General features: G+C 44.8%; 12 protein-coding genes. 3 read left to right on the top strand and 9 right to left on the bottom strand.

The window, feature by feature from the left end; translation table 11 throughout:
- Nucleotides 1–68: 68 nt before the first annotated feature.
- The 9 genes from ACRHOZ_RS12135 to cobA all read right to left on the bottom strand — a co-directional run bounded on the left by ACRHOZ_RS12135 (nt 69) and on the right by cobA (nt 12,555).
- Nucleotides 69–1,508 carry a rubredoxin gene (locus ACRHOZ_RS12135; RefSeq protein ID WP_431125976.1) on the bottom strand — a complete coding sequence of 480 codons (1,440 nt, stop codon included), beginning with the start codon at nt 1,506–1,508 and terminating at the stop codon, nt 69–71.
- A gap of 4 nt (nt 1,509–1,512) precedes the next feature.
- A complete protein-coding gene (locus ACRHOZ_RS12130; protein WP_431125974.1) occupies nt 1,513–5,043 on the bottom strand; it encodes a molybdopterin-dependent oxidoreductase in 3,531 nt (1,176 codons plus the stop codon).
- Between the two features lie 143 nt (nt 5,044–5,186).
- Nucleotides 5,187–5,885 (bottom strand): response regulator transcription factor, encoded by a 699-nt coding sequence (locus tag ACRHOZ_RS12125; RefSeq protein WP_431125972.1) that lies wholly within the window; start codon nt 5,883–5,885, stop codon nt 5,187–5,189.
- Between the two features lie 108 nt (nt 5,886–5,993).
- Nucleotides 5,994–7,295: an alginate export family protein gene (locus ACRHOZ_RS12120; RefSeq protein WP_431125970.1), complete on the bottom strand. Its 1,302-nt coding sequence runs from the start codon at nt 7,293–7,295 to the stop codon at nt 5,994–5,996.
- A gap of 28 nt (nt 7,296–7,323) precedes the next feature.
- Nucleotides 7,324–8,151, bottom strand: a complete 828-nt coding sequence (locus ACRHOZ_RS12115) for an ABC transporter ATP-binding protein (RefSeq protein ID WP_431125968.1) — start codon at nt 8,149–8,151, stop codon at nt 7,324–7,326.
- 11 nt (nt 8,152–8,162) lie between these two features.
- A complete protein-coding gene (locus tag ACRHOZ_RS12110; protein ID WP_431125966.1) occupies nt 8,163–9,002 on the bottom strand; it encodes an ABC transporter ATP-binding protein in 840 nt (279 codons plus the stop codon).
- Nucleotides 9,003–9,013: 11 nt separating this feature from the next.
- A complete protein-coding gene (locus ACRHOZ_RS12105; RefSeq protein ID WP_431125964.1) occupies nt 9,014–10,120 on the bottom strand; it encodes an ABC transporter permease in 1,107 nt (368 codons plus the stop codon).
- A gap of 21 nt (nt 10,121–10,141) precedes the next feature.
- Entirely contained in the window at nt 10,142–11,527 is a 1,386-nt protein-coding gene (locus ACRHOZ_RS12100) for a CmpA/NrtA family ABC transporter substrate-binding protein (protein WP_431125962.1), read from the bottom strand.
- Between the two features lie 251 nt (nt 11,528–11,778).
- The gene (gene cobA, locus ACRHOZ_RS12095) at nt 11,779–12,555 is read right to left on the bottom strand and encodes a uroporphyrinogen-III C-methyltransferase (protein WP_431125960.1); all 777 of its coding nucleotides are present in this window, start codon (nt 12,553–12,555) and stop codon (nt 11,779–11,781) included.
- A 126-nt stretch (nt 12,556–12,681) separates the two neighbouring features.
- Here cobA and nirB point away from each other — a divergent pair, with 126 nt between their 5' ends.
- Genes nirB through ACRHOZ_RS12080 form a run of 3 tightly spaced genes read left to right on the top strand, consistent with a single transcriptional unit; the run spans nt 12,682 to nt 16,213 of the window.
- Nucleotides 12,682–15,183 (top strand): nitrite reductase large subunit NirB, encoded by a 2,502-nt coding sequence (gene nirB / locus ACRHOZ_RS12090; protein ID WP_431125959.1) that lies wholly within the window; start codon nt 12,682–12,684, stop codon nt 15,181–15,183.
- Between the two features lie 45 nt (nt 15,184–15,228).
- The gene (gene nirD / locus ACRHOZ_RS12085) at nt 15,229–15,606 is read left to right on the top strand and encodes a nitrite reductase small subunit NirD (protein ID WP_431125957.1); all 378 of its coding nucleotides are present in this window, start codon (nt 15,229–15,231) and stop codon (nt 15,604–15,606) included.
- 16 nt (nt 15,607–15,622) lie between these two features.
- On the top strand, nt 15,623–16,213 hold the full coding sequence (locus ACRHOZ_RS12080) for a DUF4202 domain-containing protein (RefSeq protein WP_431125955.1): 591 nt from the start codon (nt 15,623–15,625) through the stop codon (nt 16,211–16,213).
- The last annotated feature ends 13 nt before the right edge of the window (nt 16,214–16,226 follow it).

The following is a 16,226-nucleotide window of genomic DNA, read 5'->3' as shown; positions in this document are numbered from 1 at the left end:
CCTTCACCCGCACAGCAATGCCTAAGCCAAGGTTTTGATATCGACTTTTTTTGGTTATAGTTATCCCTTTAAGTTTGTTCCACCTTCATAATGGATGGTACAAAGTTGACTTTGCTAGACTCGCAAACCGGGCATACAAAGGAGTCTGGAAGTTTTTCAAAAGAAGTGCCCGCGGCAATTCCATTTTTTTCGTCTCCCATAACTTCATCATAAATAGTTAAACAGGAAGAGCATTGATAAACGGTTAGTTCATTAATGGTTGGTCTTTCAGTATCTTGTGAAGATTCTCGGGAACTTCCCAGCTGCCCGAAGTATTTTTTGCTGAGTTCCATCAAAAGGCCAGGCAGTTCCAACTTGTCCACATCTTGAGCATAAGAGACATAGGTCAACGTATTGGGATCAAAATTTTTGAAATGCAATACGTTGTACGTGGGCCTCACATTGAAATCTTTAACAATGGAGGGGGATTGGTTTTTTTCAATGATAACTGAGGCAAAGTGTGATCGCTTACCCACATCATTGCTTATACCGAAGGTAAGACCATAGGTGCTGATGTCGTTCTCGTCAAAATTGCGAACCAAGAACTTTTTAAGCTCAAAAGCCTCCTGGTCATCTACGGGTAAATGCCAGTTCATTTCCAATTGGGAATGGCGCACATTGATTCCCCGTTGGCCAATAAAGCGCTCCAGTTCTGGTCGATGTTTTTGTTTGATACCCTTTACAATAAAGGATTTCCAGGGCGTGATACAGATTTTACCAATGCTATTATCAAGACAAAATCCGCAGAAATCCTTTAAAAACTTCAAATCGTATCTGTTGTTTCGCCAGTACAGGCCTAACCAATATTGGTCCAGTCCCATGCGGTTCATCCCCTCATAATAGGGAAAGGTGAGGTAGGGCGCATCCAGTTTTTTCTGAACGGTTTTGTTGTTGGTCTCCAGGCTGTTGCTCAACAAGTCAAAAAGTGAGGTGACATCTTCCGCTTGGACATACATCTTTTCTATAGCTTTTGAAACGGTCACGATATCCCAACTGTAAATCAAAACGGGATAGAAATCAACATCGGTCCAACCAGGGAGATTAAGGTGCAAATACCAATAATCTTCCTGTTCGGAAGCAATGAAATTGAGATTTCCACTAAACAGGGGCACCAAACGTTGCTTTGGGTCGGTAATATTGACTTTGAGCTTGGGCAAATAATCAAAGGCCTCCAAAATATAGAGATAAGTGGAACCCTTGAGCCAATAGGTCATTTCAAAAATATCTGCAGAAACGTAGGAGGAAACAATGTTCTGATAGCTTCGATGGCCTATAACATCTGTATTGTACTTGGAGACACTTTCTATGGTGGTCTCATCCCTGGCATCCAATGGAAATAGGAGGTCTTGGCGTGAACCAAAATGCACCTCACTTAGCCCGGCAGCCTCCAACATGGCAATGCTATCCTTCAGTTCTCCTGGAGAAGTAACGCCACCTTTGATTAATATGCGGTGTAAATCATCATTCATAAGCTCAGCTTACAGTTTGTAATTCAACCTCCATTAAAGCTTTTACTTCCGGTTTACAGCTACCGCAACCAAGACCTGCTCCAGTTTCGGTGCAGAGTTTAGTGAATTCGGTACAACCATTACGAATCGCTTCTTGAATATTTCCTTCACCTACTTGACTGCAGGAGCAGACCAGTTTTCCCTTTAAAGGTTTGGTGTTCGGTGCCCCTCGCAACAGTTCGTCCCGTTTTTCCGAAAGCTCAATTTCCTCTTCAATCAATCTCTTGAATTCGGCAAATTCATTTTTATCCCCCATTAGAATGGCTCCTTTAAGGGTGTCATCTTTAACGATGCACTTCTTGTAGAAGCGTTTGCGCACATCCATTAGGATGATTTCTTCAAACGTGTCATCGTTGGTAGGTGTGTTGACCATACCAATACTACATAGGTCAAGGTTTTCAAACTTTAGGATATTCATCAGCACAGATCCCGTATAGATGCTTCCCAAATCCCCTAAAATATAATTGGCGGCTATATCTGCCTGTTGCTCTGCAGCCGAGGTAATTCCAAAAAGAGAGTTCTCAAATTCGGCAATTTCCCCTAAGGCAAAAACATCGGGATGGCTTGTCTTCAGATACGGATCCACCAAAACACCCCTACGGGTTTCCAACTGGGCTTGCTTTGCCAGTTCTATGTTTGGGCGTGTTCCTATGGCGTATACGATGGCATTGCAGTTAATGGTTCGACCCGTTTTGAGATTGACCAATAAAGCATGTTTGCCAGAGGCATCTTCAAAAACCGTACTGACCTCATTGTCAAAATAGAGATTGATTCCACGTTCGTTGACATCTTCAGCCAATAATCGACTGGCCACAGGATCCAATTGACGCTCCATCAGCCTAGGGGCGCGTTGGATGATACTGATATTGATGTCAATTTTTTTTAGGGATGCCGCCAACTCCAATCCCAGGAGTCCACCGCCAACAATGACCACATGCTGTTCGGCAGCAGGTAATCCTGTTTCCTTTAAATAGCGTTTGAGCTTGTCCGCATCATTGCGTTCCCGCATGGTAAATCTACCCGGCAAGTCCATCCGCACTTCGCTGGGTACAAAGGCCCTACTGCCCGTTGCCATCACCATCAGATCATATTCGTGCTGGTTTCCTAGTTCATCCCATACCAGTTTTTGTTCCGTGTCAACCTTGGATATGCCGTTGCTGGGATAAAGTTGGACGCGGAGTTTATCCAATTCCCCCTGTTTTAATTTTTGTAAGGCCTCCCATTCCAATTCCTCATTAACGTACTCAGGCAGCAAAACCCGATTGTAAAAGGGGTAGGCTTCCTTGGAGAAAACATGGACCTCGTCCACGGTGTTCTTTTCCCGGTAAGACTGTATGAATCGATAGGCTGCCGCTCCCGCCCCGATAACGACAATCTTTTGCTTTGGTTTTTCATACTTCTCCACCCGAACAGCGCAGTACTTGAAATCAGGTTCCTTTGAAATGGGATCAACAAGGTCGTTGGTGAGGTTGTTGGCCCTGCTGAAATCGCTGTTGAGGATTTTGCCCCAATGCATGGGCAAAAAGACCACCTTTTCGCGAATGTCGAAATTGATTTTCACCTTGACCTGCACGCTCCCCCTTCGACTTTTCACCACCGCAATATCATCCTCTTTTAATCCAAGGAGATAGGCATCAACCTTGTTCATTTCAAGATAGGGTGTTGGGATATGGGTGAGCAGGCGCTTTACCTTGCCCGTTTTGGTTCTGGTATGCCATTGGTCGCGGACCCTGCCAGTATTCAGGATCAGAGGATATTCAAAGTTGGTTTGTTCGGACTGATTGAAAAGGTTTCTTGGGGCGTTAAAATGGGCCTTTTGATTTGCTGTGAAGTATTCATGATCGCGAAACAACCGCGGGGTGCCTTTATGGGTCTTATGCGGCACGGGCCATTGAAAACTACCTTCTGTTTTGAGCCTTTCATAAGAAAGCCCGGAAATATCAATATTGGTTCCCTTGGTCATTAGGCAGTATTCGTCATACACTTCGCTTGTATTAGCGTAATCAAAACCTGGATATCCCATTTCCTGACCAAACCGCCATAGAATTTCAGCATCCGGTAGCGCTTCACCTGGGGGGTCTATAACTTGGGGTAGATAACTGATGCGGCGTTCCGAATTGGTCATGGTGCCCTCCTTTTCCAGCCATCCTGCCGCAGGCAATAACAAATCAGCATATTTTGTGGTTTCGGAATTATGGGAAATATCCTGAACCACAACGAAGTTGGCTTTTTTGAGCGCTTTCTCCACTTTATGGGCATTGGGCATGCTCACCACAGGGTTTGTGCAGATGACCCAAATTGCCTTTAAGGAGCCATTTTCAAGCGCATTGAACATTTCAGTGGCCGTAAGGCCAGGTTCTTTTTTGATGGGCTTCCCACCCCAAAATTCTTGCACCTCCTGTCGGTGCTTTTCATTGCCCAAATCCCGATGCGCTGCCAATAGACTGGCCATGCCACCCACTTCTCGACCACCCATGGCATTGGGCTGCCCGGTGAGCGAAAAAGGCCCGGAACCTGGTTTTCCAATATGTCCGGTCAATAATGAAAGGTTGAGCAAGGACACATTTTTATCCACTCCTATGACGCTCTGGTTGAGCCCCATCGTCCACATGGTGATAAAACCTTTGGCATTGGCTATAAGTTTAGCTGCCTTTTTGATATCATCAACAGGGATGTCACATTTTTTAGCTGCTTCATTCAGGCTCAGTTCAAAAGCCTTTTGCTTGCAGGCCTCAAAATTGGATGTGTACTTTTTGATAAAGGCCGTATTGATCTTCCTTTTTTCAATCAACCATCGCGCCATGGCATTAAAAAGAATGACATCAGTGCCTGGAAGGATTTGTAGATGGAGGTCCGCCAATGCACAAGTCTGTGTTTTTCGGGGGTCTACCACAATGACTTTTACGTTGGGATTTTCCTCCTTGTGTTTTTCCAACCTTCTGAACAATATGGGGTGGCACCATGCAGGGTTCGCCCCTGCAATCAAAAAACAGTCTGCAAGCTCTATGTCGGCATAAGCAATAGGAACCGCATCTTCACCAACCGTTTTTTTGTAGCCTACCACGGCGGAACTCATGCAAAGGCGTGAATTGGTATCTATGTTGTTGGTCCCTATAAAACCTTTGGTCAGTTTGTTGGCCAAGTAGTATTCCTCGGTAAGGCACTGTCCGGACACGTAAAACCCAACGCTATCGGGGCCATGTTTGGCAATGATGCTCTTGAACACCGCGACGGCTCTTTTGAAAGCGGTCTCCCAGGTAATTTGCTGCAGTGGATGGTTTCTGCTCCATCGCATTTGAGGATGCAGGATACGATCGCTGGTATCCTGTGCAACGTAGTTAAGGTTCTTTCCTTTGGAACAAAGCATCCCTTTGTTAACGGGATAGGCCTCATTGCCTTCAACCGATAACGTCCCCTTTGCATCTTTGGTTACCGTAATGCCACAACCCACTCCGCAGTAGGAACATATCGTGTTATGGGACTCTTTCGTTTGCATGGAAAACCAAAAATCTTGTGTTGTTTTTTGACCATAGCAAATTAGATATTTACGTATAAATACGTAGTAACAAAACGATAAAAGTGAGGCTGGTTAATCCAGAATTCAATAATAATTGGAGCGGAAAACTGAGGAATTGGAATCTAAACCAAGTTGTATTTTGCGGCCTTTTTGGACAGGTCTATCAAGTTCTTGACCTCCATTTTTTTCATGAGGTTAAACCGATGTGTCTCAATGGTGCGTTTGCTGTTCTGAAGTTTCTCGGAAATCTCTTTATTGGTAAATCCTTGGAGGACCAACTGCAGTACTTTTAACTCTTTGTTGGTTAAATCAAAGGGAGTCTCTTTACTTTTTTTGGGTTGACTTTTTTCTGAGGAATTGGGATGAAGTAGGTTGTTTACAAGGACATTTGAGATATCCCCACTAAAGTACTTGCCCCCTTCATGTACGGTATGTATGGCCTTGATAAATTCATTTTTATCCGTATCCTTTAGCAAGTAACCTGCAGCCCCGGCCTGAACTGATTTTAGGATGTACTCCTCAGAATCGTGCATGGATAAAATAATGCATTTGGTTTTTGTTCCGAGGGTCGCATTTAACTGCTCCACCGCTTCGATTCCGCCCATTTGAGGCATACGGATATCAATAATAAGCACATCTGGGGTATGACTTTTTACCATTTCAAGGGCTTCAAATCCATTGGACACTTCCCCGATGACCTCCAGATTGGATTCCTCCTCCAACAATGCTCTTATCCCATCACGAACCAGTAAATGGTCATCGGCTAAAACAATGCTAATGATGTTTTGAAGTACGGTATCCCCCATGTCACAAAAATACATGATTTCCGCATAAGGAAGTACCTGTAAAAGTCAACCTCTTAAACCAAACGAAGGGCTGCCCCAATTCCATTGGAACAACCCCTTCGAAGCAAAGTGAATGTACTTATATTATTTTTCCTTTTTTTCCGTGCTAAAGAATTTTGGTTTGATGATCAGCATGGCCCATGCCCAATTTTGAGAATCAGCTGCGTCCGCTTCAGTCACCCCTTTAAGTTCATACATTCCATCAGCAGGAAACAAATGGGAATACCCAATTTTTAGTGCGTAGCCTTTAAACTGTTGGGAAAATACCAAGTCGATTTCCGTACCGAGGGCAGTCTCCCCGCTGGGAAGGTCCTGTTCCCCAGAAAAATTCAGAATCTTGGCCAACAAACTCGATTTTTCGCCCAGCTTGAAGTTGGCACTGGCGTGGATATCAAATAGTCCTACAGAATTCACATGGTTTCCAACGTAGAAGTAATCCATGAATCCATTGAACTTGTGATTGGTTCCGAAAGTGGGCAAAAATGCCTCTGTTTCGCCCACGGTGGAGGTGTCGTCCCCGCTTATGAGCTCAACACCCAATCCCAGACCAACGGTGCTGCTGGCCTTGTAGCTTAGGTCAAGTCCTAGAAGGTATGCACCACTGATATCCAGTCCTGTGAAAAATTTCCCTCCTTGTATAAAGGCGTTTGCAGCCGCACCAAAGTTTCCTTTTTTATAGTTGAGGTGGGTTCCCAAAGTGAACGTGCTGTTCACTCCATCAGCCACATCCGCATCATCAAAATTTTGGAAGCCCGTATTAACGGCCAAGAAACTTCCTGAGAAATGCTCCCACTGTTGTCTTAGGTAAACGAATTGCATGGTTTTGTACTGGAAAGGGTTGTTGGCGGGATAGGCTGTGCCCTGATTTTGGAAACCGAACAATGGCCCTCCGTTTCCGTCCAAATCTTGATTGAACGCTAAGCCCAGGTCAAATACAAACTTTTCACCTTTGTAGCTCAATTTGGCCAAATCGTGATTACGACCTTGCTGCGCCCAATCCAGACCTCCAAAGAAACGCTGGTCATCATAGGATATAACCTGCCGACCCAGTTTTGTGGACCAATCGCCACCCAATTTCAATGAGGCCCAGGCTTCAAAAATGGAAAATGAATCGTTGGAATCTACCGGAATGATCTGTGCATTTTCACCCCATACAGACACATCTTGCAGGCTTAGAAAAACTTTGAAGGTTTCCGTGGCATAACCTGCGTTCAACCGGGAACGGGTGTTTATGGCGAAACCTGCATCAGCGGCATCGGGGATTAAAGTCTGGAATCCGTTTCTGTATTCGGCCCGGGGTCTGAATTGTCCGTCCAGCGTGAATTGAGCTGTAACAAATTGAACCGATAGGATAACTAGGATAAATGCAATGTAACCTCTTTTCATAGTTTTAAGTTTTAGCGGGTTATTCGATTTAGTGTTCTAAAAAATCAATTAAGTGTTTGCGGTATTTGTAGTAATCTTCATGCTCCAATACCGCTTTTCGAGTTCTGGGGCGCTCAAAATCTATGTTGAGAACATCCCCAATTTTGGCTCTAGGGCCACTGGTCATCATTACCACGCGATCCGCCAAGAAAATGGCTTCGTCAACATCGTGCGTAATCATAACAGCAGTAATTTTTTCCTTGTTCCAGATTTCGATGAGAATATCCTGGAGCTCACCCCTGGTCAGTGAATCCAACATGCCAAAGGGTTCATCCAACAACAGCACTTTGGGTTTTATGGCAAAGGCGCGTGCGATACCAACGCGTTGCTGCATTCCCTGGGAAAGTTCATTGGCCTTCTTGTAAAAAGCTCCATCGAGTCCTACCTTATGCAGATAGAATTTTGCAATTTCCTTGCGCTGCGCTTTGGTAGCATGGGGAAAAACGCGATTAACTCCGAGCAGTACATTTTGCAATGCGGTCATCCAAGGCATCAAACTAGGTGCCTGAAAGATGACGCCCCTATCAGGACCTGGTCCTTTTATGGGATTTCCCAAAACCGCAATATTACCGCCTGATATTGGATTGAGCCCCGCAATCATCGAGAGCATTGTGGTTTTTCCACACCCGGAATGGCCTATAATGGTCACAAACTCTTCTTTGAGAATCTGGAGATTGAGATGCTCCAATACCACATAGTCTCCTTTTGGCGTGGGATACACTTTTTTCAGGTCCTTTAAGTCCAACATGATTTTATCCGAGGGAAATGCAATGCCGTTCTCGTGCGATTCTTTTGCCTTGATTTCTTCAACTACCATACTAATTGTTTTTATGCCACAAAGCTTTTGGGGGCCAGCTCGGGCAATTCATAGATTTCTTTCGCTGTTGCTTTTCGTTCTTCACCAATCCCCATTAAATATTCAATAATGGCGTTACGGGTTTTTTTGTAGACCGGATTGTCGTTCAATTCGGTTTTGTCCCTTGGGCGATCAATGTCAATTTTGAATTCGGGTCCCAAGGTTGCTTTTGGTCCGGGGCGCAAGGGAATGATTCGGTCCGCCATATAAATGCCCTCATCCACATCGTTGGTGATGAGCAAGGCGGTACGTTTGTCCTTACTCCAAATTTTTAGGATTTCATCTTGAAGGTTGCCACGGGTTAACGCATCCAGAGCTCCTAGTGGTTCATCCATAATGATCATCTCCGGATTCATGGCCAAGGCCCGCGCTACGGCCACCCGTTGCCGCATACCTCCTGACAACTCCTTGGGTCTTTTATTGATTGCGGGGGACAGGTTTACCATTTCCACATACTGTGCCACCCGCTCCTTTATGAATTCCTTTTTCTCATTGGGAAACGCTTCTTTCACGGCCATGGCCACATTTTGCCCCACACTCAACCAGGGTAGAAGCGAGTAGTTCTGAAAAATCACCCCACGCTCATGGCTGGTGTCCATCACAGGAGCCCCTTTAAAAAGTACTTGTCCGCTGGTGGGCTCCAACAAGCCGTTGATGAGATTCACCAAAGTTGTCTTTCCACTTCCTGTAAACCCTACGATAGCCACAAACTCTCCTTCTTCGATGGTTAGGTTGATATCGGTCAACACCTCCGTGGCATTTTTTCCTTCCCCGTAGGTTTTGTTCACATTTTTTAGTTCCAAATAGGCCATAACTTCAAAGGTTAAGCGGTTGCATTTTTATTGAAGGATACCATATTCTGAATGGTCAACATGATACGATCCAATAAGAAGCCAATGATACCGATGATGAACATGGCCACAATGATCTTGGAATTGGAATCGTTGGCACCGTTCTGGAATTCTTCCCAAACAAAGGATCCCAGGCCTGGACTTTGTGCCAACAGCTCAATGGCTATCAATACCATCCATGCCACGGAAAGGGTTATGCGCAATCCGGTAAAAATCAGCGGCAGGGAAGAAGGCAAAATCACTTTGAACACCTTTTGTAAGGGCCCCAATTTTAGCACCTTGGCTACGTTGATGTAATCCTTGTCCACGGATGAAACTCCCATCGCCGTATTTACCAAAGTCGCCCACATGGCGCAGAGTCCAACACTAATAAAGGAGATGATAAAGGCACTGTCCGAATTTGAATCCTTCGTCATGGTTTTTACGATCATAAATACCAAAAGCAGCCACACCACGGGGGATACAGGTTTGAATACCTGAATCAACCAGTTAAAGGAGTTGCGTAGCGTCTCACTTAAGCCGATTACGATGCCTATGGGAACGGCAATCAGGAAGGCCAACACAAATCCGGCAAAAACGGTTTTCAGACTCGTAAAGATTTGATCTACAAAGGAAGGTCTGCCGGTGTAGGTAATCGGTTCTTTTCCTTCAGCAATACGCTTTTCATTTAAAGCTGCGGTCTTTTCCTTGAATGCCAATTTATCGGCACTGATCACTTTGTGATCGGCAATTAGCGTATTAAACGATTCCCATACCTGTGCCGGAGATGGTAGGGTGTTGGGTTGGCAGCTGATATCCCCAGAGGCGATGCATGCTGCCATAGCATCGGCGGCTTCTTGGCCTTGATCGGTCAATGCTTTTTGAATCTTGAAATTGGCCTCCACATTGAACAAGGCCTTGGCGCCCATATGCCACAGCCCTATAAATAGCAGGATGGAGGCAAGGGGCACGATTACCTTCTTCAAGATGGTCTTTACCTCAAACTTGGGGGTCTTGATCTTGAATTTGGACAGCACCACTTTTGCAGCGTTGGCCAATTTCATTTCCTGGGTTTTGCTTACGGTCACACTTTGCTTCATAATTGTAAATTTTGCCGTTTTTTATAGCGAGGAATCGTCCTTGTTTCCAATCTCAAAACTGTTGATGTAACCTATCGGGTCTTTTGCGTCATAGGTATTGCCATCAATGAAATCGGCAGTGGCAGGTTTGTATCCATCAGTGACTGGTATGTCAGAAGCTGGAATATGGCCTTCGGTAACCAAGAGCTCGGCCGCTTGTTTCCAGATGTCGGGTCTGTAGATGTCCTTAATGGTTTCCTCATACCAAGCTGCTGGCTTCGCTTCCGGAATCTGGCCCCATCTTCGCATTTGGGTCAAAAACCAGATACCGTCAGAATAGAAGGGATAGGTGGCATTGTACTTATAGAATACGTTGAAGTCTGGCATGGAACGTTTGTCACCTTTTTCAAATTCAAAGGTCCCAGTCATGGAATTGGCCAAAACCACTTCGTCAGCACCAACATATTGCGGCATGGAAAGAATTTTTACGGCTTCGGCACGATTTTCTGGCACATCTAACCATTTTCCAGCACGAATTAGAGCTTTTGTCACAGCGACAGCCGTATTTGGGTTCTCTTCAACAAATTTCTTTGTCATCACAAATACTTTCTCCGGATTGTTTTTCCAGATGTCGTAGTTGGTGGTTACTGGAACGCCTATGCCTTTAAAAACCGCTTGTTGGTTCCATGGTTCCCCAACGCAATAGCCATAAATGGTTCCAGCTTCCAAAGTGGCTGGCATTTGTGGGGGAGGGGTAACAGAAAGTAGAACTTCCGCATCAATTTGTCCTTGTACATTATCGGCGGTATACATGCCTGGGTGGATGCCAGCTGCGGCCAACCAATAACGGATTTCGTAATTGTGTGTGGAAACGGGAAATACCATTCCCATTTTGAAGGGCTTCCCACTGTTTTTATATTCGGAAATAACGGGTTTTAGCGCATCTGCCTTAATCGGGTGCTCGGGTTTTCCATCAGCGCCCTTGGGAACGTTTGGTTTCATTTTGGACCAAACATCATTGGAAACCGTGATGCCATTTCCATTTAAATCCATGGAAAAGGGAGTGACCAACTCAGCTTGCCTGCCAAATCCAGCACCTGCGGCTATAGGTTGACCTGATAACATATGCGACCCGTCCAATTGGCCATCGATGACTCGGTCCAATACATTTTTCCAGTTTGATTGGGCCTCTACTGAGACAAACAGGCCTTCATCCTCAAAAAATCCTTTTTCTTTGGCAATGGCCAAGGGGGCCATATCCGTCAATTTGATAAACCCAAAAGTCAATTGGGGCTTTTCTATCTCCAATGAGCTGGCCGGAATGTCGGCTTGGGCTGATTCCTTTGATTTCTTCTCAGCTTTTCCTCCGCAGGCCAGAACAGCTAGCAAGAAAAATGTGCTAAGCGCTTTTACTGTGATTGACTTCATAATACATATGTTTTAAATTGTGTTACTTAATTCTTGAAACAAACATACTGTATTATTTAAGTATAAATACGTAGTTACAATATAAATATTACGTAGATGAGGTATTTTTATGTGGATGGAAATTCCTGGATTCCAAAAATTGGAAGTTGTCAAAAAAAGCGACCTGTAATTATTGAATTTGAAATTTTAAGGTGTATTCAAATCCATGGAAGGATGGGAAAGGTGAATATATATTCCTTAATATATAGATACTAGATGGCGGAGTGCAAGACGCGCTGAATTTCGTCCTCAAAAAACGAAGGATGCTCAGAAACCACATGCCCGACCACTATAATGCCAGGTTGCGAAATGTCTACGGATTTAAAAAGGGATTCTGCATTGCCAAGGGTACCAACGGAGCAACTTTCATGTTGCAATGTCCCATTTTGAATAAGGGCTACTGGAGTCAGACCCCCTCTGTATTTACCGATTTCATTGGCAATAGCAAGGAATTTCCGAACTCCCATAAGGATGACCATGGTGGTGGAAGATTTGGCGGCCAAAACCAAATCCTCGGAAAAAGAACCATCCCTTTTGGTGGCGGTCATCACCCAAAAACTACTGGCCGTTCCTCTCTGGGTTAATGGAATGCCCTGGCTGGCAGGAACTGCAATGGCACTGGAAACTCCTGGAATCACGGTTACTGGAATGCCAAAGGATTCCACATGGGCGATTTCTTCAGAAGCCCTTCCGAAAACAAAGGGGTCGCCCCCCTTTAAGCGAACCACATGACCATAATTAAGCGCATAATCGACCAGCAGTCGATTTATTTCTTCCTGTTTTGCATAGTGTTTTCCACAACGTTTGCCTACGTATATTTTCGGAATGTTGGCTGGAGCCTCATCCAACAAGCTCTTATCGATAAGGGCATCATACAAAATTGCATCGGCTTTGCGTATGGCTCTCAAACCCCTAATGGTTATGAGGTCTTTGGCTCCTGGTCCTGCGCCGACTAAGGAAACTATTGGGGTATTTGTGTATTGTGTCATTGTGATTATGAAGTGGGTACTTTTATCAATTTGACAACAAGAATACGTAATTATTCTCAAATACCCATCAAATAAATACGTAATAATACGTAATATTGTATTCCATTTTAATTGAAGCAAACAAACATGAAAAGCATATTGGTCATTGGAAACGGAATGGTGGGATACAAGTTTTGTGAGAAGTTTGTAGCTCATGAGGATAGCAAGGATTTTAAACTCATTGTTTTCGGAGAGGAGCCCAGAGTGGCCTATGATCGTGTCCATCTCAGCGAGTTTTTTGAAAATGGGGATGCCGAACAATTGACCTTGGCCCCGAGATCTTGGTATGAGGAGCATGACATAGAACTCTACACCAATGAATGTGTTGTGGATATTGATAGAGATACCAAAACCGTAACTACCTTTAGCGACAATGTGTTCACTTATGACTATCTGGTATTGGCCACTGGGTCGGTTCCATTTGTGCCGCCTATTAAAGGGGTGGATAAAAAAGGGGTTTTTGTATACCGAACCATTGAGGATTTGGAAGAGACTATGAGCTATGCCGCAGGGATCAAAGGAAGTAAGGCAGCTGTTTTGGGCGGAGGTCTTTTAGGGCTGGAGGCGGCAAAAGCGGTTAAGGATATGGGTCTTGAGCCCCATGTGGTTGAGTTTGCGCCAAGATTAATGCCGAGACAATTGGATGATGAGGGAAGCAAAGCCCTGGAATCCAAAATGAACGAATTAGGCATCCAAGTGCATTTGAACAAGGCAACACAGCAAATTTTGGGTAATGGCAGTATCCAGGGTATGGAATTCTCCGAAGGAGACTTGTTGAATGTCGACATGCTTATTATTTCCGCTGGAATTAGACCACGGGATGAACTTGCCAAAACCTGCGATTTGGAAACTGGTGTACGTGGTGGAATTGTGGTGGATAATACCATGCGTACTTCGGACCCCAATATTTTTGCGATTGGGGAAGTGGCGTTGTATAAAGAGATGATTTATGGGTTGGTAGCTCCTGGTTATGAAATGGCTCAGGTGGCTGCGGACCAGATTGTGGGAGGTGAAACCTTTATGGCGGAGCACATTGATATGTCCACCAAATTGAAACTGATTGGAGTTGATGTGGCCAGTTTCGGGAATCCTTTTACAACCGAAGAGGAGGCACATGCCATTGTCTTTGAAAACAAACTTCAAGGACTTTATAAGCGAATCAATGTTTCCAAAGATGGGAAAAAACTGTTGGGGGGTATTTTGGTAGGCGATGCTGCAGATTACAATATGCTTCTCCAACTCCAACAAAATGAAATGCCCTTACCCGAAAACCCAGAGGATTTGATTTTGGGAGTCCGGGGCGGAGAAGGAGCCGCGATGGGCAACGTCATGGATTTACCCGATGAAGCCGTGGTTTGTTCCTGTGAGTCCGTTACCAAGGGAGGCATTTGTTGTGCCATTACCGAAGGAGGACACGAAAGTGTAAAAAGTGTGGCCAAAGCTACAAAGGCCACCACAGGTTGTGGAGGTTGCAAACCTATGGTGGCGGATTTGGTGACAGAGAGCTTAAAAGCCCTGGGCAAAACCGTAAAAGTCCGTATTTGTGAGCACTTTGATTATTCCAGACAAGAGCTCTATGATATCGTAAAGCTTCGGAACATTCAAGATTATGATGAGCTTCTTGATATGGTGGGCCACGGAGATGGTTGCGAAGTGTGCAAACCTGCTGTTGCTGCCATTTTTGCCAGTGTGTATAATGAGACCGCCAATCGGCAAGAAACCATTCAAGATTCCAATGATCGGTATTTGGCCAATATCCAACGTAATGGTACATACTCGGTTGTTCCGCGGGTAGCAGGCGGGGAAATTACCCCACAACAGCTTATGGCCCTCGGGCGTATCGGAATGAAATATGATCTGTACACCAAAATTACAGGGGGACAACGTATCGATATGTTCGGTGCCCAGTTGCATGAACTTCCTTTGATATGGGAGGAACTGATCAAGGAAGGTTTTGAAAGTGGACACGCCTACGGGAAAGCCCTTCGAACTGTAAAAAGTTGTGTAGGCTCCACCTGGTGCAGATATGGCATGGATGAAAGTGTCAGCTTCGCCATAGAAATTGAAAACCGATATAAAGGCATCCGCTCTCCTCATAAAATGAAGGGAGGGGTCTCAGGTTGTATCCGGGAATGTGCCGAGGCCAGATGTAAGGATTTTGGGTTTATCGCAGTTGAAGGCGGATGGAATGTTTACGTCTGCGGGAATGGAGGTGCAAATCCAAAACATGCTGAATTGTTGGCGGAAAAAGTGGACAAGGAAACTGCCGTTAAATATGTGGACCGTTTTTTAATGTTCTATATCAAAACTGCTCCACCTTTGACTCGAACCGCTGCCTGGTTGGAAAAGTTGGAAGGTGGAATTACCTATCTGAAAAACGTGGTCATTAACGACGCTTTGGGTATTGCGGAAGAGTTGGATATGGAAATGCAACACTATGCCGACACCTACAAATGTGAGTGGAAAGAAGCGGTAGAGACCCCAGAAATCCGAGCCAGGTATACCCATTTTGTGAATTCGGAAGAAGAGGACAGCAATATTGAATATGTACCCATGCGAGGACAGAAAATGCCCAAAGCCTGGACCTAGTTTTAGGAGCATATTTCCTTTTGGACAACTGCAAATTATTGAATTATGATATCAGAATTGAGTACATACGAGGCAACCAAACTTGAGGAAGTAACCGTTTGGTTCAAAGCAGCCGAAACATCGAAATTCCCAAAAAATGGGGGCGCCTGCGTAAAATATAAGGACAAGCAGATAGCGGTGTTCAACTTTACCCGGAAAGGGGAATGGTATGCCTGCCAAAACCTTTGTCCCCATAAAATGGAGATGGTATTGTCCCGTGGAATGGTGGGCGTGGAAGGGGAACATCCTAAAGTAGCCTGTCCATTGCACAAAAACACTTTTTCGTTGAAAACCGGAGAGCATCTCAATGGCAATCTGAATGCCATTGCCACCTATCCCATCAAAATTGAGGAGAACTTTGTGTATATTGGTTTCTCCGAATGATTTGTAAAGGGCATACATGGGAAATACAGAGAAATTGGCGGAGGCCTTTCGACTTTTTGATGAGGCGAACAGCCAGGATCCCAACACTGAAATAGCTGGGGGAGAAACCTACCCCAAGGAAGTGCTTTATGCACTTAGAATGACAGAGACCCTGACTACCTTTGCGCCGGATGCCTCCGAAGCATTGCAGCTTACAGCCCGATGCCAGCATATTTGCAGATGGGAAATTCCTCGAGATCAATACGAAATGAACCGTGCAGGATACTTGAGATGGCGGCAGGAATTAAAGAAATTCCATGCGGCCAAGGCAAAAGAAATCTTGGAAGAGGTGGGCTATGATAAGGAGACCATTGGACAAGTTGAATTTTTACTTCTGAAGAAACAGCTAAAAAGAAATGAGGAAACCCAAACGCTTGAAGATGTAGTGTGTTTGGTATTCCTCAAACACTATTTTGAGCCTTTTGCCGAAAAGCATGAGGAAGCAAAACTTGTGGACATCCTCCAAAAAACCTGGCGAAAAATGTCTGAAAAAGGCCAACAAGCGGCCCTTCAATTGCCGTTTTCCAAAACAGCACATGCATTGGTCACTAAAGCGGTATCTGGCTAATCGCCCAAAACAG

The organism is Flagellimonas flava, assembly GCF_050617915.1.
GTDB classification, from domain to species: domain Bacteria; phylum Bacteroidota; class Bacteroidia; order Flavobacteriales; family Flavobacteriaceae; genus Flagellimonas; species Flagellimonas flava_A.
The sequence above is the reverse complement of the archived record's forward strand: the minus strand, read 5'-3'. Positions and strand labels throughout refer to the sequence as shown.